Source organism: Sphingomonas sp. CFBP 13728 (genome assembly GCF_014841895.1).
Classification (GTDB): domain Bacteria; phylum Pseudomonadota; class Alphaproteobacteria; order Sphingomonadales; family Sphingomonadaceae; genus Sphingomonas.
The window spans coordinates 501,123-522,726 of sequence record NZ_JACYUS010000002.1; the positions used below are offsets into that span (position 1 = coordinate 501,123).

20 protein-coding genes are annotated in these 21,604 nt (G+C 66.3%); 12 read left to right on the forward strand and 8 right to left on the reverse strand.

Features of this window, described 5'->3' with window-relative positions; all coding sequences use genetic code 11:
- Positions 1-119: 119 nt before the first annotated feature.
- Together IFT67_RS11155 and IFT67_RS11160 are read left to right on the forward strand one after the other, a co-directional pair.
- Positions 120-626: a ubiquinol-cytochrome C chaperone family protein gene (locus IFT67_RS11155; RefSeq protein ID WP_244647328.1), complete on the forward strand. Its 507-nt coding sequence runs from the start codon at positions 120-122 to the stop codon at positions 624-626.
- Positions 623-1,147 carry a YceD family protein gene (locus IFT67_RS11160; protein WP_192238362.1) on the forward strand — a complete coding sequence of 175 codons (525 nt, stop codon included), beginning with the start codon at positions 623-625 and terminating at the stop codon, positions 1,145-1,147. Before IFT67_RS11155 ends, IFT67_RS11160 begins: the two co-directional genes overlap by 4 nt.
- Positions 1,148-1,407: 260 nt before the next feature.
- Here the strand turns inward: IFT67_RS11160 and IFT67_RS11165 are convergent, their stop codons facing one another.
- Positions 1,408-1,944 carry a SixA phosphatase family protein gene (locus IFT67_RS11165; protein ID WP_192238363.1) on the reverse strand — a complete coding sequence of 179 codons (537 nt, stop codon included), beginning with the start codon at positions 1,942-1,944 and terminating at the stop codon, positions 1,408-1,410.
- A gap of 8 nt (positions 1,945-1,952) precedes the next feature.
- The gene (locus tag IFT67_RS11170) at positions 1,953-4,652 is read right to left on the reverse strand and encodes a helicase C-terminal domain-containing protein (RefSeq protein ID WP_192238364.1); all 2,700 of its coding nucleotides are present in this window, start codon (positions 4,650-4,652) and stop codon (positions 1,953-1,955) included.
- A 305-nt stretch (positions 4,653-4,957) separates the two neighbouring features.
- Here IFT67_RS11170 and IFT67_RS11175 point away from each other — a divergent pair, with 305 nt between their 5' ends.
- From IFT67_RS11175 to IFT67_RS11200, 6 genes are all read left to right on the forward strand, one after another.
- Complete coding sequence (locus tag IFT67_RS11175) at positions 4,958-5,263, forward strand: hypothetical protein (protein ID WP_192238365.1); 306 nt, start codon at positions 4,958-4,960, stop codon at positions 5,261-5,263.
- 57 nt (positions 5,264-5,320) lie between these two features.
- Entirely contained in the window at positions 5,321-6,886 is a 1,566-nt protein-coding gene (locus IFT67_RS11180) for a lysine--tRNA ligase (RefSeq protein WP_192238366.1), read from the forward strand.
- Between the two features lie 217 nt (positions 6,887-7,103).
- Positions 7,104-7,661 carry a 2'-5' RNA ligase family protein gene (locus IFT67_RS11185; protein WP_192238367.1) on the forward strand — a complete coding sequence of 186 codons (558 nt, stop codon included), beginning with the start codon at positions 7,104-7,106 and terminating at the stop codon, positions 7,659-7,661.
- A gap of 91 nt (positions 7,662-7,752) precedes the next feature.
- The gene (locus tag IFT67_RS11190; RefSeq protein ID WP_192238368.1) at positions 7,753-8,778 is read left to right on the forward strand and encodes a histone deacetylase family protein; all 1,026 of its coding nucleotides are present in this window, start codon (positions 7,753-7,755) and stop codon (positions 8,776-8,778) included.
- A gap of 60 nt (positions 8,779-8,838) precedes the next feature.
- Entirely contained in the window at positions 8,839-9,372 is a 534-nt protein-coding gene (locus tag IFT67_RS11195) for a hypothetical protein (RefSeq protein WP_192238369.1), read from the forward strand.
- Positions 9,372-10,607, forward strand: a complete 1,236-nt coding sequence (locus IFT67_RS11200) for an MFS transporter (protein WP_192238370.1) — start codon at positions 9,372-9,374, stop codon at positions 10,605-10,607. The genes IFT67_RS11195 and IFT67_RS11200 overlap by 1 nt, the downstream gene beginning before the upstream one ends.
- A 145-nt stretch (positions 10,608-10,752) precedes the next feature.
- On the opposite strand, the gene IFT67_RS11205 is transcribed toward IFT67_RS11200, so the two are convergent.
- Entirely contained in the window at positions 10,753-11,994 is a 1,242-nt protein-coding gene (locus IFT67_RS11205) for a dipeptidase (RefSeq protein ID WP_192238371.1), read from the reverse strand.
- 95 nt (positions 11,995-12,089) lie between these two features.
- On the opposite strand from IFT67_RS11205, the gene IFT67_RS11210 reads away from it, so the two are divergent.
- Positions 12,090-13,220, forward strand: a complete 1,131-nt coding sequence (locus IFT67_RS11210) for an acyltransferase family protein (protein ID WP_244647329.1) — start codon at positions 12,090-12,092, stop codon at positions 13,218-13,220.
- Here the strand turns inward: IFT67_RS11210 and IFT67_RS11215 are convergent.
- From IFT67_RS11215 to sucC, 4 genes are all read right to left on the reverse strand, one after another.
- Positions 13,206-13,964 (reverse strand): energy transducer TonB, encoded by a 759-nt coding sequence (locus tag IFT67_RS11215; RefSeq protein ID WP_192238372.1) that lies wholly within the window; start codon positions 13,962-13,964, stop codon positions 13,206-13,208. The genes IFT67_RS11210 and IFT67_RS11215 overlap by 15 nt on opposite strands.
- 458 nt (positions 13,965-14,422) lie before the next feature.
- Entirely contained in the window at positions 14,423-15,352 is a 930-nt protein-coding gene (locus IFT67_RS11220) for an electron transfer flavoprotein subunit alpha/FixB family protein (RefSeq protein ID WP_192238373.1), read from the reverse strand.
- A 96-nt stretch (positions 15,353-15,448) separates the two neighbouring features.
- On the reverse strand, positions 15,449-16,195 hold the full coding sequence (locus IFT67_RS11225; protein WP_192238374.1) for an electron transfer flavoprotein subunit beta/FixA family protein: 747 nt from the start codon (positions 16,193-16,195) through the stop codon (positions 15,449-15,451).
- 372 nt (positions 16,196-16,567) lie between these two features.
- Entirely contained in the window at positions 16,568-17,770 is a 1,203-nt protein-coding gene (sucC, locus tag IFT67_RS11230) for an ADP-forming succinate--CoA ligase subunit beta (protein ID WP_056053980.1), read from the reverse strand.
- A 198-nt stretch (positions 17,771-17,968) separates the two neighbouring features.
- On the opposite strand from sucC, the gene IFT67_RS11235 reads away from it, so the two are divergent.
- Together IFT67_RS11235 and IFT67_RS11240 are read left to right on the forward strand one after the other, a co-directional pair.
- Entirely contained in the window at positions 17,969-18,499 is a 531-nt protein-coding gene (locus IFT67_RS11235) for a sterol desaturase family protein (RefSeq protein WP_192238375.1), read from the forward strand.
- Positions 18,500-18,543: 44 nt separating this feature from the next.
- Positions 18,544-18,873 carry a PilZ domain-containing protein gene (locus IFT67_RS11240; protein ID WP_056064110.1) on the forward strand — a complete coding sequence of 110 codons (330 nt, stop codon included), beginning with the start codon at positions 18,544-18,546 and terminating at the stop codon, positions 18,871-18,873.
- A 244-nt stretch (positions 18,874-19,117) separates the two neighbouring features.
- Here IFT67_RS11240 and IFT67_RS11245 read toward each other — a convergent pair whose 3' ends face one another.
- The gene (locus tag IFT67_RS11245; protein WP_055874773.1) at positions 19,118-20,056 is read right to left on the reverse strand and encodes a ribose-phosphate pyrophosphokinase; all 939 of its coding nucleotides are present in this window, start codon (positions 20,054-20,056) and stop codon (positions 19,118-19,120) included.
- 97 nt (positions 20,057-20,153) lie between these two features.
- Between IFT67_RS11245 and gltX the strand changes: the two genes are divergently transcribed.
- On the forward strand, positions 20,154-21,479 hold the full coding sequence (gltX, locus tag IFT67_RS11250) for a glutamate--tRNA ligase (RefSeq protein ID WP_192238376.1): 1,326 nt from the start codon (positions 20,154-20,156) through the stop codon (positions 21,477-21,479).
- Positions 21,480-21,604 lie beyond the last annotated feature (125 nt).

Consider the following 21,604-nt stretch of genomic DNA (forward strand, 5'->3'; position numbering starts at 1 on the left):
GGGCACGCGAAAACACGTGACGGGTCCCACGCGATTGCATCGGCCGCCGATCGCCTCGATATGCGAGGATGCGCGGGCAAACAAGCCGAAGCGCGGCTTCGTGTTGAGGACGATAGATTTTGAGCTGGTTGGGAAGACTGCTCGGCGAGAAGCCCGACGAGGCGCTGCCGCTGTATAACGCCGTAGTCGGCCGGGCCCGCGCGGAACATTGGTATCGGGAGGGCGCGGTGCCGGACACCGTCGACGGCCGCTTCGACATGATCGCGACGTTGCTGGCGATCGTCATGCTGCGGCTCGAGACGGAGCCCGCCGGCGGCGAACCCGCAGCGCGGCTGGCGGAACGGTTCGTCGACGACATGGACGGGCAGCTCCGTGAGATCGGGATCGGCGACATCATCGTCGGCAAGCATATCGGCAAGATGATGAGCATGCTTGGCGGCCGTCTTGGTGCTTATCGGGATGGGCTTGCAGCAGGCGATATCGCGCCGGCTCTGGTGCGGAACCTGTACCGGGGCGCAGCACCGGACGATGCCGCGCTGGCGCATGTCCGCGAGTCGGTGATGACCTTTCATGCGGGGCTAGCTGCGACGCCACTACCAAATTTGTTATCTGGAGAATTGCCGTGAAGCCCGAGTTCAGCCGCCCCGAACGCCTTGACACGATCGGCGAGCGCGAGCGGATCGTCGAGATCGCCGCGACCGAGGACGAGCGCGCGGCACTGGCGAAGCGGTTCGACCTGCTGTCGATCATGCGACTCGACGCGCGATTGGGGATCAAGCGAACCGACAGCGGCATCGTCGTAAAGGGCCGCGTGACCGGGGCTGCGGTGCAGGCGTGCTCGGTGACCGACGAACCGCTCGACACGCAGATCGACGAACCCGTCGCGCTGCTGTTCGTCGACCAACTGGTTTCGGAGGGCGACGAGGTCGAACTGTCGGACGATGCGCTCGACACGGTCGCGATCGAGGGCGGCACGATCGATCTTGGCGAAGCGGCGGCGGATACGCTGGCGCTGGCGATCGACCCGTTTCCAAGGGGGCCTAATGCGGCGGCGGCGCTGGCAGCGGCTGGGGTGATCAGCGAGGCCGAGTTCCGGCCGGCGAATGCGTTCTCGGATTTGAAGGCTAGGATGGCGGGGAAGAGCTGAGCGGTCTGCTGTGTAGTACGCGGCAAGGATTAGCGAATCCATACACCCGCCCCACCCCGGCGAAGGCTGGGGCCCAGTTGGAAAGGAGGGCGTAACGAAGCGTTGCCCTTCGTTAGCGACGTCCCCCAACTGGGCCCCGGCCTTCGCCGGGGTGGGGCCTACTTAAATGGTACGCGTCTGGCGGCGCACTCCCACCCCCTTGTTCTCCCGCGAAGGCGGGAGCCCAGTCTGGGTCCCCGCCTTCGCGGGGAAACAATGCTTTAGTCAGCGTCGGGGCCTAAAGTCGGGTCGAGATCGCGTGGGCGGATGAAGCGGGTCAGGCGAGCCGTACCGGCCGCGACATCCCCCCATTCCCCCTCGAACTGAAGCTCGGCAATGCTCGCCGTCGGATACTTGTCCTCGACCGCGTCGCGCAGCGGATCGGCCCCGTCCGCAACTAGCATCAGGACAAGATCCTCCAACCCGGGATTGTGCCCGACCAGCAACGCGCTCTCAGCCTCGGCAGGGAACCCATGCACCACATCCAGCAACGTAGCCGCCGAAGCCAGATACACACGCCGATCCAAGTTCGGCGCGATCGTCCGACCATAGCCCGATTCGATCTGCTCCAAGGTCTCCGAAACCCGAACCGCCGGCGACGCGATCGCATGATCGAACGCCAATCCCAGCGACCGCATGTGCCTGCCCACCATTGCCGCGGCACGCTTGCCCTTGGCGTTGAGCGGGCGGTCGAAATCGCGCGCGACCGGATCGTCCCAGCCGGACTTGGCGTGGCGCAACAGCGTCAACGTCTTCATGGCAATCCTCAAGCCGGTTCGCGGCTTTCATGCCCTACCGGGACCCGTGAGGAAAGCCGGCTTGCGACTCGGGCCACCGCTTCTTCGAGCGTGACGCGGGCAATCGGGACGCCCGGCGGGAACGCGCTGAGCAACCGCGAAGGCATTGCAGCGGACAGCATCACGAACACGCCGGAGTCATCCGCGCGCCGGATAAGCCGGCCGAACGCCTGCGCCAGACGCGCGCGGACGAGCCGGTCGTCATATGCCGAACCACCACCGGCCAGCCTGCGAGCGGCGTGCAGAACAGATGGTTTAGCCCAAGGCACGCCCTCCATAACTACCAGCCGCAGCGATTCGCCCGGTACGTCGACGCCGTCGCGCAGCGCATCGGTGCCGAGCAACGACGCGCCGGGATCGTCGCGGAAAATGTCGACCAACGTGCCGGTGTCGATCGGATCGACGTGCTGCGCGTGGAGCGGCAGGCCCTCGCGCGCGAGTCGATCGGCGATGCGCCCATGCACGCCGCGCAGACGCCGGATCGCCGTGAACAGCCCGAGCGTGCCGCCACAACTGGCGACGATCACCTGCGCATAGGCGTTGGCGAGCGCACCGATGTCGCCGCGCTTCACGTCGGTGACGATCAGCACTTCGGCTTGGCGGGTATAATCGAACGGGCTCTTCGCCTCGAACCGGGCGGCCGGGCGCAACAAATGCGGCGCACCGGCGCGGGCTTCGGCAACTTCCCAATCGCCGCCGCCGGTTAGCGTCGCGGAGGTGACGAGCGCGCCGTGGGCAGGTTTGAGCACGATCTCGGCGAACGGCCGCGTCGGGTCGAGCCAGTGGCGATGCAGCCCGATATCGAACTCGCGGCCCTCGATCCGGTCGACCGCGAGCCAGTCGACGAAATCGCCGTCGACCGGCCCGCCGACGCGCGCGAGCAGCGACAGCCACGACGCCACCGTCTCCGCGCGCCAGCCGATCGAGGCGATCGCGCCTTCGACCCGCGCTCGGGCCGGCGCGTCCATCCAGTCCGGCGCTTCGGCGAGCACCGCTTCGAGGCGGCGGCCGAGCGTGACGAGCGGGCGGACGAGTGCGTCGAGGGCGGCGGCGGCGGGCGCGGCGGCCTCGATCAGCGTGGCGTCGGGTTCAGCGAGTTCGGTCTCCAAACCGTACCCCGCGTCGCCCGGTTGTTCGGCCCGCGCGTAGGTCAGCCCCCGGACGGCGGCGAGCAGCGTCTCGATCGGCCCGAACGGCGCACCCTCGCCGAGGCGTTGCAGCCAGCCGTCGGACGCCAGCGCCCCCGCTGCGGTCACCGCGTCCGAGATCGCCCTTGCCCCCTGTTCGTCATAGCTGGCGAGATCGGAAAGGCGTGCGGCGAGCCCCCGCCGCCGCCCGCGACCGCTCGATTCGGGGCCGAGTATCCAGCGGCGCAATTCGATCGTCTCGGCACCAGTCAACGCGGTCGCGAACATCGAATCGGCGGCGTCGAAGATATGATGCCCCTCGTCGAACACGTACCGCGTCGGCCGCGTCGCGAGTTCGCGGCCCCGTGCGGCGTTGACCATAACCAGCGCGTGATTGGCGATGACGATGTCGGCGTCGGACGAGGCGCGGGCGGCGCGCTCGATGAAGCATTTCCGGTAATGCGGGCAGCCGGCATAGACGCACTCGCCGCGCCGGTCGGTCAGCGCGGTCGAGCCGTTGCGGCGAAACAGCGTCGGCAGCCAGCCGGGCAGGTCACCGCCGACCATGTCGCCGTCCGCGCTATACGCGGCCCAGCGCGCGACGAGGTGCGCAAGGATCGCCGCCCGCCCTGCGAAGCCGCCTTGCAGCGCATCCTCCAGATTGAGCAGGCAGAGATAATTCTCGCGGCCCTTCCGCGTGACGACCTTGGCTTTCCGGATCGCGGCGTCGGGATAGAGCCGCGCGGTCTCCTGCCCCAATTGGCGTTGCAGCGTCTTGGTATAGGTCGAGATCCACACCGCCCCGCCCGCCTTCTCCGCCCATAGCGACGCAGGCGCGAGATACCCCAGCGTCTTGCCGATCCCGGTCCCCGCCTCGGCGAGGACGAGGTTCGGCGTGTCGCGCATCGCCCGCGGCGCGAAGGCGGCGGTGGCGGCGCCTGCATAGGCGCGCTGGCCGGGGCGTTCCTCGGCGCCGTGGCCGGTGAGGTCGACGAGCCGCGCCTCCGCATCACCCGGCTCGATCGTGACGGTACGCGGGGCGGGTCGCGGCGCATGCTCCTCCCATTCGGGGAGCGACGAGAACAGCCAGCGTTCGTTGACCGCCGGCTTCTTCAGCCGCTCGGCAACGACCGGCGCCCAAGGCCAGCGCAGGCGGAACAGCGATTGCGCCGCCGTCCACGCGCCCTCACGCTCGGGCCAGTCGCCATCGGTAAGCGCCAGCATCGCCTCCGCCGCCCGCAGCAGAAACGGAGCAACCTCCGCATCCTCGGTCGGCACGTCGAGCCCGGTAACCCGCGCAATCCCCTTCGGTGTCGGCACCGCGAACTGCGCAGGGCGAAGGAACGCGTAGAGTTCGAGCAGATCGAGCCCCGACAGATCTGGATACCCGAGTCGCTGCCCGACCAGCGGCGCGTTGAGCATGATGACCGGCGTATCGGCGGCGATGCGGATCGCCTCGCCCCGCCCGATCGGACGCGCGCCGTCCGCGTTCGCAATCCAGATGCCGGCGTGGCTGGCGTGGAGGGCAGGATAGCGAAGCACCGCGCGACCTTGCTGCAATGAGAACGAAAGGGCAACCTTTTGTGAGACCCGAATGCTTCCGAGATGAATGTCGAAGCAATCCTCCCCGCCAGGGGGAGGTGGCGCCGTAGGCGACGGAGGGGGGAGGACACGGAACAGATGTAACCCTTGCCTCCCCCTCCGTCTGGCAAGGGCCAGCCACCTCCCCCTTGCGGGGGAGGATCATAGATCGGCCCCCATATCGGCCGTTACGCAACCGGCACGGTTCACGTGCGTTGCGCACTTATCGATACCGAACTTTATCTACATCAACAGGGACGATCATTATGCGGAAGTTTCTCATGGCGCTGAGCGCGCTCTCGCTCGCAATTCCGGCGGCTGCCGTGATCCCCACGGGCAAAGCCGAGGCGCGCTCGAAGCGCGAATATCGCGGGCATGACCGTCGTTACCGCGCCAATCGTTGCCGCCATTCGAGCGGCACGACCGGTCTGGTCGCAGGCGGCGTCGGCGGCGCGGTGCTCGGCAATGCAGTCGGCGGCGGGCTGCTCGGTACGCTGGCGGGCGGCGCGGCGGGTGCGCTCGGCGGCCGTGCGGTCGACCGCACGATCACCGCGAAGGATCGTTGCCGCTGATAGGTATGCGGCGGTGGGGGTGACGGATCAGAGTGCACACGCTAGTCGCGATGCATCATGACCGACGAACTCCGCACCGCCGCCCTCGAGTCCAAAGCCTGGCCGTACGAGGAGGCGCGCAAACTCCTCAAGCGCTATCCGAACGGCAAGTCGGGCGATCCGGTGCTGTTCGAGACGGGCTATGGTCCGTCGGGCCTGCCGCATATCGGCACGTTCAACGAGGTGTTGCGCACGACGATGGTGCGCAACGCCTTCCACGCGTTGAGCGATACGCCGACGCGGCTGATCGCGTTCTCGGACGACATGGACGGGCTGCGCAAGGTTCCGGACAATGTCCCCAACGGCGACATGCTGCGTGAACATCTCGGCAAGCCGCTGACGCAGATCCCAGATCCGTTCGGTACGCATTCGAGCTTTGCCGCGCATAACAATGCGATCCTGCGCGAATTCCTCGACCGCTACGGCTTCGACTACGAGTTCGCGTCGTCGACAGAATATTACACCGGCGGGCGTTTCGACGAGGCGCTGAAGGGCGTGCTTCGCCACTTCCAGGGTATCCAGGACGTGATGCTGCCGACGCTGCGGGCCGAGCGTCGCGCGACCTATTCGCCGGTGCTGCCGATCTCGCCGACCAGCGGCATCGTGCTCCAGGTGCCGATCGAGGTGATCGACGCCGACGCGGGCCTGATCGCGTTCGAGGATGAGGGCCAGCGGATCGAGCAGTCGGTGCTCGGCGGCAAGGCCAAGCTCCAGTGGAAGGTCGACTGGGCGATGCGCTGGGTCGCGCTCGGCGTCGATTACGAGATGGCGGGCAAGGACCTGATCGATTCGGTGACTCAGTCGTCGAAGATCGCGCGCGTACTCGGCGGCCGTCCGCCCGAGGGCTTCAACTACGAGATGTTCCTCGACGAGAATGGCGAGAAGATTTCGAAGTCGAAGGGCAATGGCCTGAGCCTCGAGCAATGGCTGACCTATGGCCCCGAGGAATCACTGGCGTTCTACGCGTATCGCGAGCCGAAGAAGGCGAAGTCGTTGCACATGGGCGTGATCCCGCGCGCTGTGGACGAGTATTGGCAGTTCCGCGGCAATTATGCGGGCCAGGACTTGAAGCAGAAGCTCGGCAATCCGGTGCATCACATCCATGATGGCAAGCTGCCGACCGGCGAGCTGCCGGTGACGTTCGGGCTGCTGCTCAACCTCGTCGGGGTGATGGGCGATGCGAGCAAGGAGCAGGTCTGGGGGTATCTAGCCAATTATGTGCGGGATGCGTCGGCGGCCAAATACCCCGAGCTCGACCGGCTGATCGGCTATGCGCTGGCCTATAGTCGCGATTTCGTCGCGCCGACGCTGAAGCGTCGCGCGCCCGAGGGGGTCGAGGTCGCGGCGCTGGAGCGCCTCGACGCGGAACTCGCCGCGTTGCCGGCTGAGGCGAGCGCGGAAGACATCCAGAACATCGTCTACGAGATCGGCAAGACCGGCGGGTTCGACAACCTGCGCGACTGGTTCAAGGCGTTGTACGAGACGCTGCTCGGTTCCGAGCAGGGTCCGCGGATGGGGAGCTTCATCGCGCTCTACGGCGTGGCGAACTCGCGGAAGCTGATCGCGGAAGCGTTGGCGCGGTAGAAGGGCGAACTAACAAAGATGCACCACCCCGGCGGAGGCCCGGGCCCAATTGGGGGACGTTGCTAACTGGCTTTCACTCTTCGTTACTGTGCCCTTTCCAATTGGGCCCCGGCCTTCGCCGGGGTGGTGTTTGAGTGGTTCGATCTCGCGCGCTACCTAGACGATTTTCGTAGAACATATTAGCAACAGGCTCTCCTCCCCCGATTCGGAATCCGGCATGTTCCACCAGCCAATCGCCCGTCATCGCCTGTTCTTCGCGATCCGCCCGCCACTCCCGCTCGCACGCCAGATCACCGAGGCGGCAGCGTGGTTCGACGGCCCCGAGCAGAAGCTGCGCCCCGAGCATCTGCACGTCACGATCGACATTCTCGACGACCAAGACCGCGTCTCGACCGCGCTGGAACGCGACCTAAAGGCGATCGGCGATACGGTCGAAGCCGCGCCGTTCGCGCTCCAGTTCGACACAGCGGTCGGTAGCGAGCGATCCATCGCGCTACGTCCGCGCCACAAGAACGCCTCGCTCGCGGCACTACATCAGCGAATCGCAGTAGCACGCGAGGCTGCAGGTTTGCGCGCTCGCGAAGGCTATCGGTTCAGCCCGCACATGACGCTCGGCTACCGCGATGGCCTGCCCTTCACGCAAGCGATCGCGCCGATCGACTGGACCGCGGACGCGTTCGTACTGGTCCACAGCCATGTCGGCCGGACACGCCACGACGTGATCGGCCGCTGGTTGCTCAGTGGCGACGACGATCGGCAACTGGCGCTGTTCTAGGCGCTCGAATTTGCCGAACGCGCGCAACCCGGTAGGACCCGCGAGGCGATCGGTTGGTTCTTCCCTCGTGACCGCGCAGCAAGGAGCGACAATGCGGCTGTTCTTCGATGATGCCCAGCGGACCCATGCACCAGCGTGGGAACTGCACAACGGTGCATTCACGGCCTATGCGGAGACGCCCAGGCGCGTCGATGCGATCCTGCGCGCGCTCGGTCCGATCGAAGTGCCCAAGGATCGCGGCGAGGCGCCAATCCTGGCCGTCCACCCCGCGGCGTATGTCACCTTCCTGAAGGACGCGGCCCGGCTTTGGCGGGAAGCCGGACGCGAGGGCGACGCAATCCCCTACACCTTCCCGATCCGTGGTCGCCGTGCGCTCGACCTCACCCGGATCGACGCGCTGATCGGTGCGCACAGCTTCGACGCCACCACGCCGATCACGCCCGAGACCTGGGCCGCATCCTACGGCAGCGCACAGTCCGCGCTCGCCGCGACGCACGCCGTACTCGACGGCGACCGCGCCGCGTTCGCGCTGTGCCGCCCGCCCGGTCACCATGCCGGCGCAGACTATTGCGGCGGATACTGCCACCTCAACACCGCCGCGATCGCCGCACAGGCCGCGCGCGATACCGGTGTCGCGCGTGTCGCGATTCTCGACATCGACTATCACCACGGCAACGGCACGCAGGACATCTTCTACACCCGTGGCGACGTGTTCTACGCGTCGGTCCACGCGGATCCCAAGACCGATTACCCCTTCTACTGGGGCCATGCCGACGAAACGGGAGATGACGAAGGGCTGGGCACTACGTTGAACCTTCCCCTCCCCCACGGCACGCAGATCGACGCCTTCCGGGCCGCGCAGACCACCGCGCTCGACGCAATCGCCGCGTTCGATCCCGGCCTGCTCGTCGTCAGCTTCGGCGCGGACACGTGGGAGGGCGATCCGATCTCGCACTTCAAGTTGACCACGCCAGATTACGCGGTCCTCGCGCGCGATATCGCGGCACGCAACTGGCCGACCGTCATCGTCATGGAAGGGGGATACGCGGTCGACGCACTAGGCCATAACGTGGCGGCGTTTCTCGCAGGGCTCGATGCATCGTCAAGAACATATTGACGATGGTGGATCAGTGCTCCAATGCTGCGTCGTCAAGATTATCTTGACGGAGAGCGCGCCATGACACCATCCGACGAAACTGATCTTCGCCAGCGCGCCGCCAGCCTTGCGCTGGCGTGGCAGGAGGAACGCACCCCGTTCGCTGGCATGGCACGCGATGAATATCCACCGATGATCAAGGCCGCACATGTCGTCGCCGACGAGGCACGGCTGGCGCTGCATCGCTGGATCGACGCCAGTCGCCGCGCCGGGCTGAGCTGGACCGAGATCGGTGCGCTGATCGGCATCAGCAAGCAGGCGGCGCAGCAGCGCTTCGGCGGGGGCCGTGCCAACGAGATCGAAGACACCGACCATATCGTCCGCCAAGGCGCCAACGCGTTCAACGAGATGGCGATCATGGCGGAGGAAGGCGCAAACGGCCGCGAACTGGTCGGCACCGGCATGTTCCGGCTGATCTTCGTCCAGACCGATCGCGCGTGGGAGTATCGCCGGATGGTCGGGATCGGCCCGGATACCGACGCGATGGCAGTGCACGGGTGGCGGCTCATATCGTCGTGGTTGCCGTTCCATTACTTCAAGCGTCCGGTCGGTTGATGGACCCCGCTTCGACTCCCATCGCGATCGGCACGCCCGCCTATCGTCGCCTGACGCTCGCGATGCTGTTTGCCGGCTTCTCGACCTTCTCGCTGCTCTATTCGGTGCAGCCTTTGCTGCCGCTGTTCGCCGCGCAGTTCGGGTTGACTGCGGAGGGCGCATCGCTGGCGGTGTCGCTCGCGACCGGACCGCTGGCGATCGGCATCCTGTTCGCGGGATTCGTCTCGGACCGCGTCGGCCGCCGCCCGTTGATGATCGCGGCGATGTTCGCGGCCGGCGCGCTGACCTTGGCGGCGGCGGCCGTGCCGGGGTGGAGCGGGTTGCTCGTGCTGCGGTTCCTGACCGGCGTCGCGCTCGCGGGCGTGCCGGCGGTAGCGATGGCCTATGTCGCGGAGGAGGTCGATTCGGGCTCGGTCGGCGCAGCGATGGGGCTGTATATCGCGGGCAGCGCACTCGGCGGGATGGCGGGGCGACTGGTCGTGAGCATCGTCGCCGATCTCGAAGGCTGGCGCTGGGCGCTCGCCGCGGTCGGCGTCGCAGGCCTCGCGATGGCGGAGGCGTTCCGCCGGCTCGCGCCGCTCTCGCGCAATTTCACGCCGAGCGTGGGACGACCGGGCGCACTGCTTCGGAGTGCCGGGTCGCTGTTCACCGATCGCGCGATGCCGCTACTGTATCTTGAGGCGTTCCTGCTGATGGGCGTGTTCGTCACGATCTATAACTATGCAGGCTTCCGGCTGATGAGCCCGCCCTACGGCCTCAGCCAGGCGGCAGTCGGCGCAGTATTCCTGTTGTATGTTCTCGGGTCCGTCAGTTCGGCGAAGTTCGGGACGCTGGCGGGACAGCTCGGGCGGCGGAAGGTCTTCTGGATACCCGTCGTGCTGCTGATCGCCGGCGTCGCGCTGACCGCGATGACTCCTCTGGTGCTGGTGATCGCCGGGATTGCGGTCGTGACGATCGGCTTCTTTGGCGCGCATTCGATCGCGAGCGCCTGGGTCGGCCGCCGGGCGCAAGGCTCACGCGGGCAGGCGGCGGCGTTCTACCTGTTCTTCTATTATATGGGGTCGAGCGTGCTGGGATCGGCCGGCGGGTTCGCGTGGACGCACGCCGGGTGGCCCGGGGTGACCGCGTTCTGCCTGCTGCTGGGCGTGGCGGCGCTGGTGATCGGGCTGGTGCTGCGCACGGTGCCGCCGCTGGTGGTGGAGCCGCCGGTACCGCAGCGAATGCCGGATCCGTGACGCACCTCCCACCGTCATCCCAGCGAAAGCTGGGATATCGTCGTTTGGCACGTGTCATCTGATACGAAGGGATACCCCAGCTTTCGCTGGGGTGACGGGATTTGGCGGGGTGGGTCGAAACTCGGGCAACGAGCACTCGTCCCTTCTACCGCGACGCCACGTCCGTTGCATCAACCGGCGGCATACCCGCCATGCTCTTCGCGACCGCTTCGACCCGCTCCATGACGCGCAGGACGTTGCCGCCCGACAGCTTCGCCATATCGCCATCGCTCCACCCCCGCCGCGCCAGTTCGGCGAACAGCAGCGGATAGCCGTCAACGCCCTTCAGGCCGATCGGCCCCGTCCCCTGGATCCCGTCGAAATCGCCGCCGATCCCGACATGATCGTGACCGGCAATCTTCGCGATGTGCTCGACATGATCGGCGACCGTCGCGGCGGTGACCTGCGGCTCCGGATGCGCCGTGTCCCACGCCACCAGCGGCGCAGGCGATTTGGCGCCATAGACGTTCGCCGGAACGCCGACCGACTTCGCATAGGCTGAGCGCGCAACGTCCCAGGCGCGCCACTCCCCCGACAAGAACGACGGGTAGAAGTTCACCATCACCACGCCGCCGTTCGCGCCGATCGCGCGAAGCAGGTCGTCGGAGATATTCCGCGGAGCGTCCGTGATCGCTCGCGCGCTGGAGTGCGAGGCGATCACCGGCGCCTTGGTCGCCGCCAGCGCCGCGGCCATCGTCGCGTCGGACACATGCGACACGTCGACGATCATCCCGATCCGGTTCATCTCGGCGACCACCTGCCGCCCGAAATCGCTCAGCCCGTTGGCACGTGTTGCGTCGGTCGAGCTGTCCGCCCAGTTCAAGCTCTTGCCGTGCGTCAGCGTCATATAGGCCACGCCGAGCGCGCGATACTGGCGCAGCACCGACAGCCGCCCGTCGATCTGGTGCCCGCCCTCGACGCCGATCAGCGAGGCGATCCGCCCCGCCTTCTCGATCCGTCGGATATCCGCGGCAGTAGTGGCCAGTTCGAACGCCGCCGGGTTGGCGGCAACGAAGCGGCGGACGATATCGATCTCCTCCAGCGTCATCTCTACCGCGCGCGGCGCATCGGCGGGGATGTAGACCGACCAGAACTGCCCGCCGACATGACCCTTCCGCAGCCGGGGAATATCGGTCTGCAGCGGGTTTGGCAGCCGCGCGGTGTCGACCGAGAGATCGACCGCCTCGACCTTCGCGTCGTGCAGCTCGCGGATCTCCCAGGCGAGATCGTTATGCCCGTCGATCACCGGGCTACGCTCCAGCACGCGCGCGACGCGCCGCGCGATCTGCGGGTCCGGCACGGCGGCCGGGCTCGACTGCGCGGCGATGAGCAGGAAGGCGGCGATCATCTCTTGGTCCCCCGTGACGGCCGTTTCATCCTGAAGGAGGTGATCGCGCGCGACAAGCCGGGTACGCCGCGCCGAACCAGCGCGAAGTGGCGGACTTGAAGACCAGATCGACCGAAGCACCCGTCGGAAGCAGTGCCCGGACCAGCGACACGCGCTTGTCCACCGCGATCGCGATCGCGCGGCTGATCGGGATCATGGGGATCGTCTACGTCCACGCCTGGACCGGACGTACTGCCGAGGAATTGGCGGCGGTGGCGTTCAGTTGGCAGGCGGTGCTGCGAACGGTGCTCGGTGAAGTGTTCGGACGTAGCGCGGTGCCGCTGCTCGGGATGATCTCCGGCTGGCTGGTCGTCTCGACCGCGACGCGCCAGCGCTACGGCGCATTCCTGCTCGGCAAGGCGCGAACGATCCTGCTGCCGATGCTGCTGTGGAACGCGATTGCGATCCTGCTGGTGGGGGCGGCGGCGACGTTCGGCGACCTGAAGGCACCAACGCCGACGAGCATCGGCTGGACGCTGAACGAACTGGTGCCGCTCGTCCATGCGAACGACGTCAACGTGCAGATGCCGTTCCTGCGCGACCTGTTCCTCTGCATGATGTTCGCGCCGCTGCTGGTACGCGCGTCGACTGCGTGGCTGGCGGCGGTCGCGCTGATCGCGGTGGTGTGGAGCGTGTCCGGGGTGCACGTCCCGTTGTTGCTGCGGCCACAGATCCTGCTCTTCTTTACCGCTGGGATCGCCGCGCGGCGATCTGGCGTGGCGGAGCGGGTGGCGGGGTGGCCTGTCGCCCTATGCGCGCTGCCATTCGTCCTACTGATCGCGCCGCGGCTGTGGACCGCGCTGCTCGGGAACGCGTTCTTCGATGCACATCCGCATCTGATGGCGGCATTCGACATCGTGTTTCGATTGGCGTCGGCGGTGCTGTTCTGGCGGCTCGCCTGGGCGCTGGCGGGAAGCAAACTTGCGGATCGGTTGCGCGGGATCGAGCGCTACGGGTTCCTCGCATTCTGCGATCACCTGGTGCTGCTGTGGCTGTTCGGGCCGATGATCGGGCTGGCGACCGGCGCGCTGGGGGCGGGGCTGTATCCGGCATATCTGCTGGTCCAGCCGTTGCTGGTGCTCGGCGTCACGATCGCTCTGGGGCAGGTGCTGATGGCGCTCTCGCCGTCAATCGCGCGGGTGCTCAGTGGCGGCCGGCTGGGGCGATCGGCTTCAGTTACCGCGTGACGGCGGATCGAGCTGGTTCACCCATTCCTGGTTATGGACGACGGTCGAGCGCACCGGGCGGCCGGCGGCGTCGAGCCAGGGGCGGTAGCGGAAGCGCAGTTCGATCAGGCGGCAGGTGGTCGCGTCGAGCACCGCGTTGCCGCTGGAGTGCGTGACCAGGCAGTGCGTGACGCTGCCGTCGGTCTCGACCGTGTAGCGTACGCCGACGATCCCGCCCGAGCCGATCACCGCCTCGGCATTGGGAAAGTCCTTGTTCTTGAAGCGGCCTTTCAGCAGGCGGGGCGGCGTCTCGTCGCCACCATCGCCGTCGCCATTTCCGGAGCGCCCGCTACCGGTGCCGTTCCCTTCGCCGCCTGCGCCGGTCCCTGGTCCGGGAACGGGCGCGGTGCCTGTCGTGGCGTCGTTGCCGGGGCCTGGTCTCAGTGTGGCGATAACCGGGGGCGGTGGAACGATCGGGGGGACGATCGGCTTCGGGACGACGAGTTCGGTCGCCTTCGAGCGGAGGTTCGCAGGGGATGACGCGCCTTCGGGACGGTGGCTTTTCGCGGGGCGGGGAACGATCTTTTCGGGCGGCGGGGGCGGCGGTGTAGGGCCGACGGCGAAGGTCTTCAGCGCGTCGGGAATAGCCGTGGGGATGCTGACGCCGAGGCCGAAGATCAGCGCGTAGCCAATGACGGCGCAGAGTAGTGAGGCGCTGGCCGCGGATATCAGGCGGTCGCGCGCGTTCGAGTGGACGCCGTACATACTGGGTAGTTGGGGAGGCGGGCATTGTGCGGCAACTGCGCTTGAGGGCGCACGAACGATCTCGGTACTCCGGACGTATTTGGTACGTATCCGGCTTCGACAGATGCACCTCCCCGGCGCAGGCCGGGGTCCAAGTGGAAAGGTCGATCTAACGAAGGACCGTCCGTCGTTACCTCCGTTTCCCAATTGGGCCCCGGCCTTCGCCGGGGAGGTGGTCACTTTGTGTGAAATAGACCTGGGTTTGGAAACAAAATCGGTTCGGCGTCGGCAGACCTGTACGTTCGGCAGACACTAGAACGGGCGGTGCGACCTACGTCACACCGCCCGTTCTTGGCGCGCGACGCGGGAGTAAATCCCGCGTCGTCGGTCGGCGCTGGAGCGCCGCCGGCCGGCCTTTCGCGTGCGAACCTGCGCTTCGCTGGTTCGCAGCGGCGTGCTGCTGCACGCCTCGCTCAGGCCTACAGCTTCGCCGTCAATTCCGGCACGATCTTGAACAGATCGCCGACCAGGCCGATGTCCGCGACCTGGAAAATCGGCGCGTCCTCGTCCTTGTTGATCGCGATGATGACCTTCGAGTCCTTCATCCCCGCGAGATGCTGGATCGCACCCGAGATGCCGACCGCGACATACACTTCCGGCGCGACGATCTTGCCGGTCTGGCCGACCTGATAGTCGTTCGGGGCGTAGCCAGCGTCGACCGCGGCGCGCGAGGCACCGACGCCGGCACCGAGCTTGTCCGCCAGCGGATCGATCATCGCGTGGAACTGGTCGCTCGAGGCAAGCGCGCGGCCGCCCGAGACGATGATCTTCGCGCTGGTCAGCTCGGGACGCTCGTTCTTGGCGATCTCCGAGCCGGCGAAGGTCGACAGCCCCTTGTCGCCGGTCGAGGCTACCGCCTCGATCTCGCCCGAACCACCTTCGGTCGCGGCCTTGGCGAACGCCGTGCCGCGCACCGTGATGACCTTCTTCGCGTCGATCGACTGGACAGTCGCGATCGCGTTGCCGGCGTAGATCGGGCGCGTGAACGTGTCTTCGCTCTCGACCGACAGGATGTCGCTGATCTGCATCACGTCGAGCAACGCTGCCACGCGCGGGGCGATGTTCTTGCCGTGCGTGGTCGACGGCGCGACGAACGCGTCGTGGCTGGCCATCAGTTCGACGATCAGCGGTGCGACGTTCTCGGCGAGCGCATGCGCGAACGCAGCGTCGTCCGCGACATGTACCTTGCCGACACCAGCAATCTTCGCGGCTTCGGCAGCGACGCCGTCGACGCCTTGGCCGACGACCAGCAGATGAACTTCGCCGAGCTGGCTTGCCGCGGTTACGGCAGAAAGCGTGGCATCCTTGACGGCCTGACCGTCATGTTCGACCCAAACCAATGTCTTCATGACAAAACCTTTTCCAAAATTCCGTTCGGGCTGAGCGAAGTCGAAGTCCCCTTGCTTGGGGCATACCCTTCGACTTCGCTCAGGGCGAACGGATGATTACTTGGCGACGCCCATTTCCTTGAGCTTGCCGACCAGCGCGTCGACATCGGCGACCTTGATCCCGGCCGAGCGCTTGGCGGGCTCAACCACCTTCAGCGTGGTCAGGCGCGGCGTCACGTCGACGCCGAAATCGGCGGGGGTCTTCTGCGCCATCGGCTTCGACTTCGCCTTCATGATGTTCGGCAGCGACGCGTAACGCGGCTCGTTGAGGCGGAGATCGGTGGTGATGATCGCGGGCAGCTTGAGCGTGTCCGTCTCCGCGCCGCCATCGACTTCGCGGGTCACGTTGACCGAACCGTCGACGATCTCGACCTTCGATGCGAACGTGCCCTGGCCCCAGTTCAGGAGGCCGGCGAGCATCTGCCCGGTCTGGTTGTTGTCGTCGTCGATCGCCTGCTTGCCGAGGATCACGAGGTCGGGCTTTTCCTCCTCGACGATCTTGGCGAGGATCTTGGCGACGCCCAATGGCTCGACCTTGGTCTCGCTGACGACGAGGATCGCGCGGTCTGCACCCATCGCGAGCGCGGTGCGCAGCGTTTCCTGCGATTTCTGCTCGCCGATCGAGACGACGACGATCTCGGTCACGCCCTTGTCCTTGAGACGAATCGCTTCCTCGACCGCGATCTCGTCGAACGGGTTCATGCTCATCTTGACGTTCGCCAGATCGACGCCCGTTCCGTCCGCCTTCACGCGGGGCTTCACGTTGTAGTCAAGCACGCGCTTGACCGGCACCAGCACCTTCATCGGGGTTCCTTCCAAGGTCGATATCGTCTTTTCGCCTTACGGCGTTGGCCGGACAGATGGCCGTTTCGAGCCGTTTTCGCAAGTGCGGTACGGAATCATCGCTGTGCCGTAGCGTCACGACGAGATGGCGGCCGGACCAGCCGTAATTTCAGCGAATTCTCCCCCGACAGGGGGAGGTGGCTGGCGCTTGCCAGACGGAGGGGGAGGACAGGAAAACCTCGGTTCCGTGCCCTCCCCCTCCGTCACCTTCGGTGCCACCTCCCCCTGGCGGGGCAGGATCGTGAAGCTGGCATCCAACCCAACGAAAAAGGGCCCGGACGTTTCCGCCCGAGCCCCGTTTTTCGCAGAATCAGTATGCGTGGTCAGTCGCGATTATGCCGCGACCTTCTGCACCTCTGCGACGATCTTCTTCGCGGCATCGCCGAGGTCGTTCGCAGGCACGATCGCCAGACCGGAGTTCGCGAGGATCTCCTTGCCCTTCTCGACATTCGTGCCCTCGAGGCGGACGACGAGCGGCACCGAGAGGTTCACTTCCTTCGCCGCGGCGACGATGCCGTCGGCGATGATGTCGCACTTCATGATGCCACCGAAGATGTTGACGAGGATGCCCTTCACGTTCGGATCCGCGAGGATGATCTTGAACGCCGCGGTCACCTTCTCCTTGTTGGCGCCGCCGCCGACGTCGAGGAAATTGGCCGGGAACATGCCGTTCAGCTTGATGATGTCCATCGTCGCCATCGCCAGGCCGGCGCCGTTGACCATGCAGCCGATGTCGCCGTCGAGCTTGATGTAGGCGAGGTCGTACTTCGACGCTTCGAGCTCGGCGGGATCTTCCTCGGTTTCGTCGCGCAGTTCGAGCAGGTCCTTGTGGCGGAACAGCGCGTTGCCGTCGAACGCGACCTTCGCGTCGAGCACCATCAGCTTGCCGTCATTGGTGACCGCGAGCGGGTTGATCTCGATCTGCTCGGCATCGGTGCCCATGAACGCGTCATACAGCTTCGACGCGGTGTTCGCAGCCTGCTTGGCGAGATCGCCGGTGAGCTTCAGCGCGGCAGCGACGGCACGGCCGTGATGCGGCATGAAGCCGGTCGCCTGGTCGATGTCGATCGACTGGATCTTCTCAGGCGTGTCGTGGGCGACCGCCTCGATATCCATGCCGCCTTCGGTCGAGACGACCATCATCACCCGGCCGGTGGTGCGGTTGAGCGTCAGCGCGAGGTAGAATTCCTTGTCGATGTCGACGCCGTCGGTGACGTACAGGCGATTGACCTGCTTGCCCGCGTCACCCGTTTGAATGGTGACGAGCGTGTTGCCGAGCATGTCGGTCGCTGCCGCGCGAACCTCGTCCTCGGTCTTGGCGAGGCGGACGCCGCCCTTGGCGTCGGGGCCGAGCTCGACGAACTTGCCCTTGCCGCGGCCGCCGGCGTGGATCTGCGCCTTGACGACATAGAGCGGTCCGGGAAGCTTCTTCGAGGCTTCGACAGCCTCCTCGACGGTCAGTGCCGCGAAACCGGCAGGCACGGGGACGCCGAACTTGGCCAGCAGTTCCTTGGCCTGGTATTCATGGATGTTCATCGGGAAGGCTCCACGCAATTTTTAGGAAACTCGGGAATTGGTTCGGCGTAAAGCACAGGGCGCGCGGCAAATCCACCCTTAAGGCATTTGCAGTTGCGTCTCGTTTGCAGCAAGGCGGTTTGCGCGCGGAATTAACTCGGTTTCCACTAGGACAATTCGCCTTTTGCCGTGGCGCTTTACCGCCCCTATATGACGTACATGGCGAACTGGCTCGGCATCCTCCTGTTCCTCGGTACCGTGATCGGCATGGAAGCGTTCGCCTATGCCGCGCACCGCTGGATCATGCACGGCTTCGGCTGGTTCCTGCACGAGAGTCACCACCGCGCGCGTCACGGTAATTGGGAACTGAACGACCTGTATGCGGCGATCTTCGCGGTGCCGTCGTTCGTGTTGTTGCTGGGCGGCGTGCAACTCGGCTGGTGGCCTGGGTTCGCCTGGATCGGTGCGGGAATCGCCGCCTATGGCGCGATCTATTTCGGGTTCCACGACGTGATCGTGCACCAGCGGATCCCGACCCGGTATCTGCCCAAGTCGAAGTACATGAAGCGGATCGTCCAGGCGCACCGCTTGCATCATGTCGTCGAGACCAAGGAGGGCAATGTGAGCTTCGGCTTCCTCGTCGCGCCAAGGCCGGAGGATCTGAAGGCCGAACTCAAGCGACGCTCGCGTGCCGGTATCCGTGCCCCGGTCCAGCCGCGCTCCGCCAAATCCCAAGCCGCCGAATCGTAAGGCGTTTGGAGAATGGTAACCACTTGGGGAGCAGTGTTCCGGACATGACACAGCCCGTCCCCATCCCCCCCGCCGAACCGACCGGCGAGGAGCTCCGTCAGGCGCTACGCAAGGCCGTCAAGATGCGCGCGCATCTGCGCGATCGGGGTCAGACGCGATTCGAGATCGAGGTGACGGATTTGTCGCTCTCGGGGTTTCGCGCGGAGACGAGCTTCACCTTGTGGCCCGGGACGGTGGTGTGGCTGACGCTGCCGGGGTTGGCGGCGCTCGAAGCAGTGGTCGCGTGGCGTGACAAGTTCAAATATGGCTGCGCGTTTGCCAAGCCGCTGCACCCGGCGGTGTTCGAGCATATCGTGGCGCTAAGCCAGCGATAGACGCGGCAACGCCGGTGCGCACGCGTAGCGGTGCGCAATCGCAGGCTCGGCCGGTGGATCGCCAAGGCGAACCCATCCGACGGCGGCTTTGCCGACCGTAAACCGCTTCAACATGTTTTACTGCGAACGGTAGCACCACGTCGGCAAAGCCGCCGTCGGTCGGTTCGGCATTACCGAACCGCCGGCCGAGTCGGACGCTGCCCGCTATGCGAGCATCGGCGCGGGCTGGCCGCGCCTGCGTCCGTCAGTCAAACAAGCTCGATACGCTCGTCTCGTCCGCAATCCGCTTGATCGCCTCGCCGAGCAGCGGCGCGATCTGGAGGTGGCGGATCTTGCCGTGTGCGCCCTTGATCACCTCGTGATTCCCGATCGAGTCGGTGATCACCAGCTCGCGCAGTTCCGATCCTTCGACACGGGCCACAGCGCCACCCGAGAGAACACCGTGCGTGACATAGGCCACGACATCCTCTGCCCCCGCTTCCTTCAGCGCAGCGGCCGCGTTGCAGAGCGTGCCCGCCGAATCGACGATGTCGTCGATCAGGATGCAGAAGCGTCCCTCGACTTCACCGATGATGTTCATCACCTCCGACTCGCCAGCGCGCTCGCGGCGCTTGTCGACGATCGCGAGCGGGGCGTTGTCGAGTCGCTTGGCGAGCACGCGCGCGCGCACCACGCCGCCGACGTCCGGCGACACGACCATCAAGTTCTTGCCCTTGAACCGTGCAAGGATATCCGCGGACATCACTGGCGCCGCGTAGAGGTTGTCAGTCGGGATATCGAAGAAGCCCTGGATCTGGCCGGCATGCAGATCGACCGACAGCACGCGGTTCGCACCGGCAACGGTGATCAGGTTCGCGACCAGCTTGGCCGAAATCGGCGTGCGCGGGCCTGGCTTCCGGTCCTGCCTTGCGTACCCCATGTACGGGATCACCGCGGTGATGCGCCGCGCCGACGCACGCTTCAGCGCGTCGATCATGATCAGCAATTCCATGAGGTTGTCGTTGGCGGGATAGCCGGTCGACTGGATCACGAACACGTCCTCACCGCGGACGTTCTCGTTGATCTCGACGAAGACCTCCTCGTCGGCGAAGCGGCGCACGCTCACGTCGGTCAGCGGGATCTCGAGATAAGCGGAGATCTCCTGCGCGAGTGGCAGGTTCGAATTGCCGGTCATCAGTTTCATGAAAGTCTTCCCCGCTCGATCACGCGCACCCCTTAGGCGCACGAATCGTGTCGTGGAAGGGTTTGCCCGTCGCCGCGCCGCTCCGTACAGCGGCGGGATGACCGTGATCACCCGTTTCGCCCCCTCGCCCACCGGCCGGCTGCATGTCGGCAATATCCGCACCGCGCTCCACAATTGGATGTTCGCGCGCGCGCAGGGCGGCAAGTTCGTGCTCAGGATCGACGACACCGATCCCGAACGCAGCGAAGAGCGCTTTGTCGACGCGATCCGTGCCGATCTGGACTGGCTCGGGATGACGCCCGACGCGGAGGAGCGGCAGTCGGCACGGTTCGCGCTGTACGAGGCGCGGTTCGCCGCACTGGTCGCGAGCGGCCACGTGTATCCCGCGTACGAGACGACGCAGGAGCTCGACCTCAAGCGTAAGATCCAGGCGGGGCGCGGGTTGCCGCCGATCTATGACCGCGCGGCGCTGGCGTTGGACGACGATGCGCGGGCGAAGCTCGAGGCGGACGGCGTGCAGCCGCACTGGCGGTTCAAGCTCGATCACGACTCGGCGATCGCGTGGGACGACCTGATCCGCGGCGTGGCGCATTTCGAGGCGAAGACGATGAGCGATCCGGTCATCCGGCGCGCGGACGGGTCGTGGCTGTATATGCTGCCGTCGGCGATCGACGATGCCGAGATGGGCGTGACTCATGTGGTGCGCGGCGAGGATCATGTGTCGAATACCGCGCTCCAGTTGCAGATGTTCGCCGCGCTCGGCGTCGCGCCGCCGCGGTTTGCGCACGAGGCGTTGCTGACCGGTGCGGAGGGCAAGCTGTCGAAGCGGCTCGGGTCGCTCGGCGTCGATCATTTCCGCGAGGTCGGGATCGAGCCGCAGGCGGTGCGCGCGCTGCTCGCGCGGATCGGGACGAGCGACCCGGTCGAGCCGATCGCCGACGCCGCGCCGCTGATCGCGGGGTTCGACTTTGCGCGGTTCGGGCGCGCGCCGGCGCGATTCGACGAGGCGGAACTGGCGGCGTTGAATGCGCGGATTTTGCATGCGCTGCCGTATGAGGCGGTGGCCGCGCGGTTGCCCGAGGGCATGGATGTGGCGGCTTGGGAGGCGGTGCGGCCGAACCTGGTGACGCTAGCCGACGCGACGGATTGGTGGGGGGTGATCGAGGGGCCGGTTGCGATCGAGGGCGACGTCGATGCGGCGTATCTCGATCAGGCGTTGGCGGCGGCTGGGGAGATCGACTGGTCGAGCGATCCTTGGCACGCGCTGACGGCGCGGTTGAAGGCGGAGACTGGGCGTAAGGGCAAGGCGTTGTTCCTGCCGTTGCGGCGCGCGCTGACGGGGCGTGATCATGGGCCGGACATGGCGGCGTTGCTGCCCTTGATCGGGCGCGAGCGGGCGTTGGAGCGGTTGGCGGCGCGCTGAGCTGGCGTTCCTGGAGGCCCGGTCCCTAAGAGAGCATGTTCTCCCGCGAAGGCGGGAGTCCAGTCTGGGCTCCCGCCTTCGCGGGAGAACAAGGAAGGGCGGGCTGCAGCCGATCCGATCGTAAT

What these genes read in the sequence shown, in the direction of transcription:
- IFT67_RS11165 (WP_192238363.1), bottom strand. Translation starts at nt 1,944, where the DNA reads ATGAAGACGTTGACGCTGTTGCGCCACGCCAAGTCCGGCTGGGACGAT.
- IFT67_RS11175 (WP_192238365.1), top strand. Translation starts at nt 4,958, where the DNA reads ATGCGGAAGTTTCTCATGGCGCTGAGCGCGCTCTCGCTCGCAATTCCG.
- IFT67_RS11180 (WP_192238366.1), top strand. Translation starts at nt 5,321, where the DNA reads ATGACCGACGAACTCCGCACCGCCGCCCTCGAGTCCAAAGCCTGGCCG.
- IFT67_RS11185 (WP_192238367.1), top strand. Translation starts at nt 7,104, where the DNA reads ATGTTCCACCAGCCAATCGCCCGTCATCGCCTGTTCTTCGCGATCCGC.
- IFT67_RS11190 (WP_192238368.1), top strand. Translation starts at nt 7,753, where the DNA reads ATGCGGCTGTTCTTCGATGATGCCCAGCGGACCCATGCACCAGCGTGG.
- IFT67_RS11195 (WP_192238369.1), top strand. Translation starts at nt 8,839, where the DNA reads ATGACACCATCCGACGAAACTGATCTTCGCCAGCGCGCCGCCAGCCTT.
- IFT67_RS11200 (WP_192238370.1), top strand. Translation starts at nt 9,372, where the DNA reads ATGGACCCCGCTTCGACTCCCATCGCGATCGGCACGCCCGCCTATCGT.
- IFT67_RS11205 (WP_192238371.1), bottom strand. Translation starts at nt 11,994, where the DNA reads ATGATCGCCGCCTTCCTGCTCATCGCCGCGCAGTCGAGCCCGGCCGCC.
- IFT67_RS11215 (WP_192238372.1), bottom strand. Translation starts at nt 13,964, where the DNA reads ATGTACGGCGTCCACTCGAACGCGCGCGACCGCCTGATATCCGCGGCC.
- IFT67_RS11220 (WP_192238373.1), bottom strand. Translation starts at nt 15,352, where the DNA reads ATGAAGACATTGGTTTGGGTCGAACATGACGGTCAGGCCGTCAAGGAT.
- IFT67_RS11225 (WP_192238374.1), bottom strand. Translation starts at nt 16,195, where the DNA reads ATGAAGGTGCTGGTGCCGGTCAAGCGCGTGCTTGACTACAACGTGAAG.
- sucC (WP_056053980.1), bottom strand. Translation starts at nt 17,770, where the DNA reads ATGAACATCCATGAATACCAGGCCAAGGAACTGCTGGCCAAGTTCGGC.
- IFT67_RS11235 (WP_192238375.1), top strand. Translation starts at nt 17,969, where the DNA reads ATGGCGAACTGGCTCGGCATCCTCCTGTTCCTCGGTACCGTGATCGGC.
- IFT67_RS11240 (WP_056064110.1), top strand. Translation starts at nt 18,544, where the DNA reads ATGACACAGCCCGTCCCCATCCCCCCCGCCGAACCGACCGGCGAGGAG.
- IFT67_RS11245 (WP_055874773.1), bottom strand. Translation starts at nt 20,056, where the DNA reads ATGAAACTGATGACCGGCAATTCGAACCTGCCACTCGCGCAGGAGATC.
- gltX (WP_192238376.1), top strand. Translation starts at nt 20,154, where the DNA reads ATGACCGTGATCACCCGTTTCGCCCCCTCGCCCACCGGCCGGCTGCAT.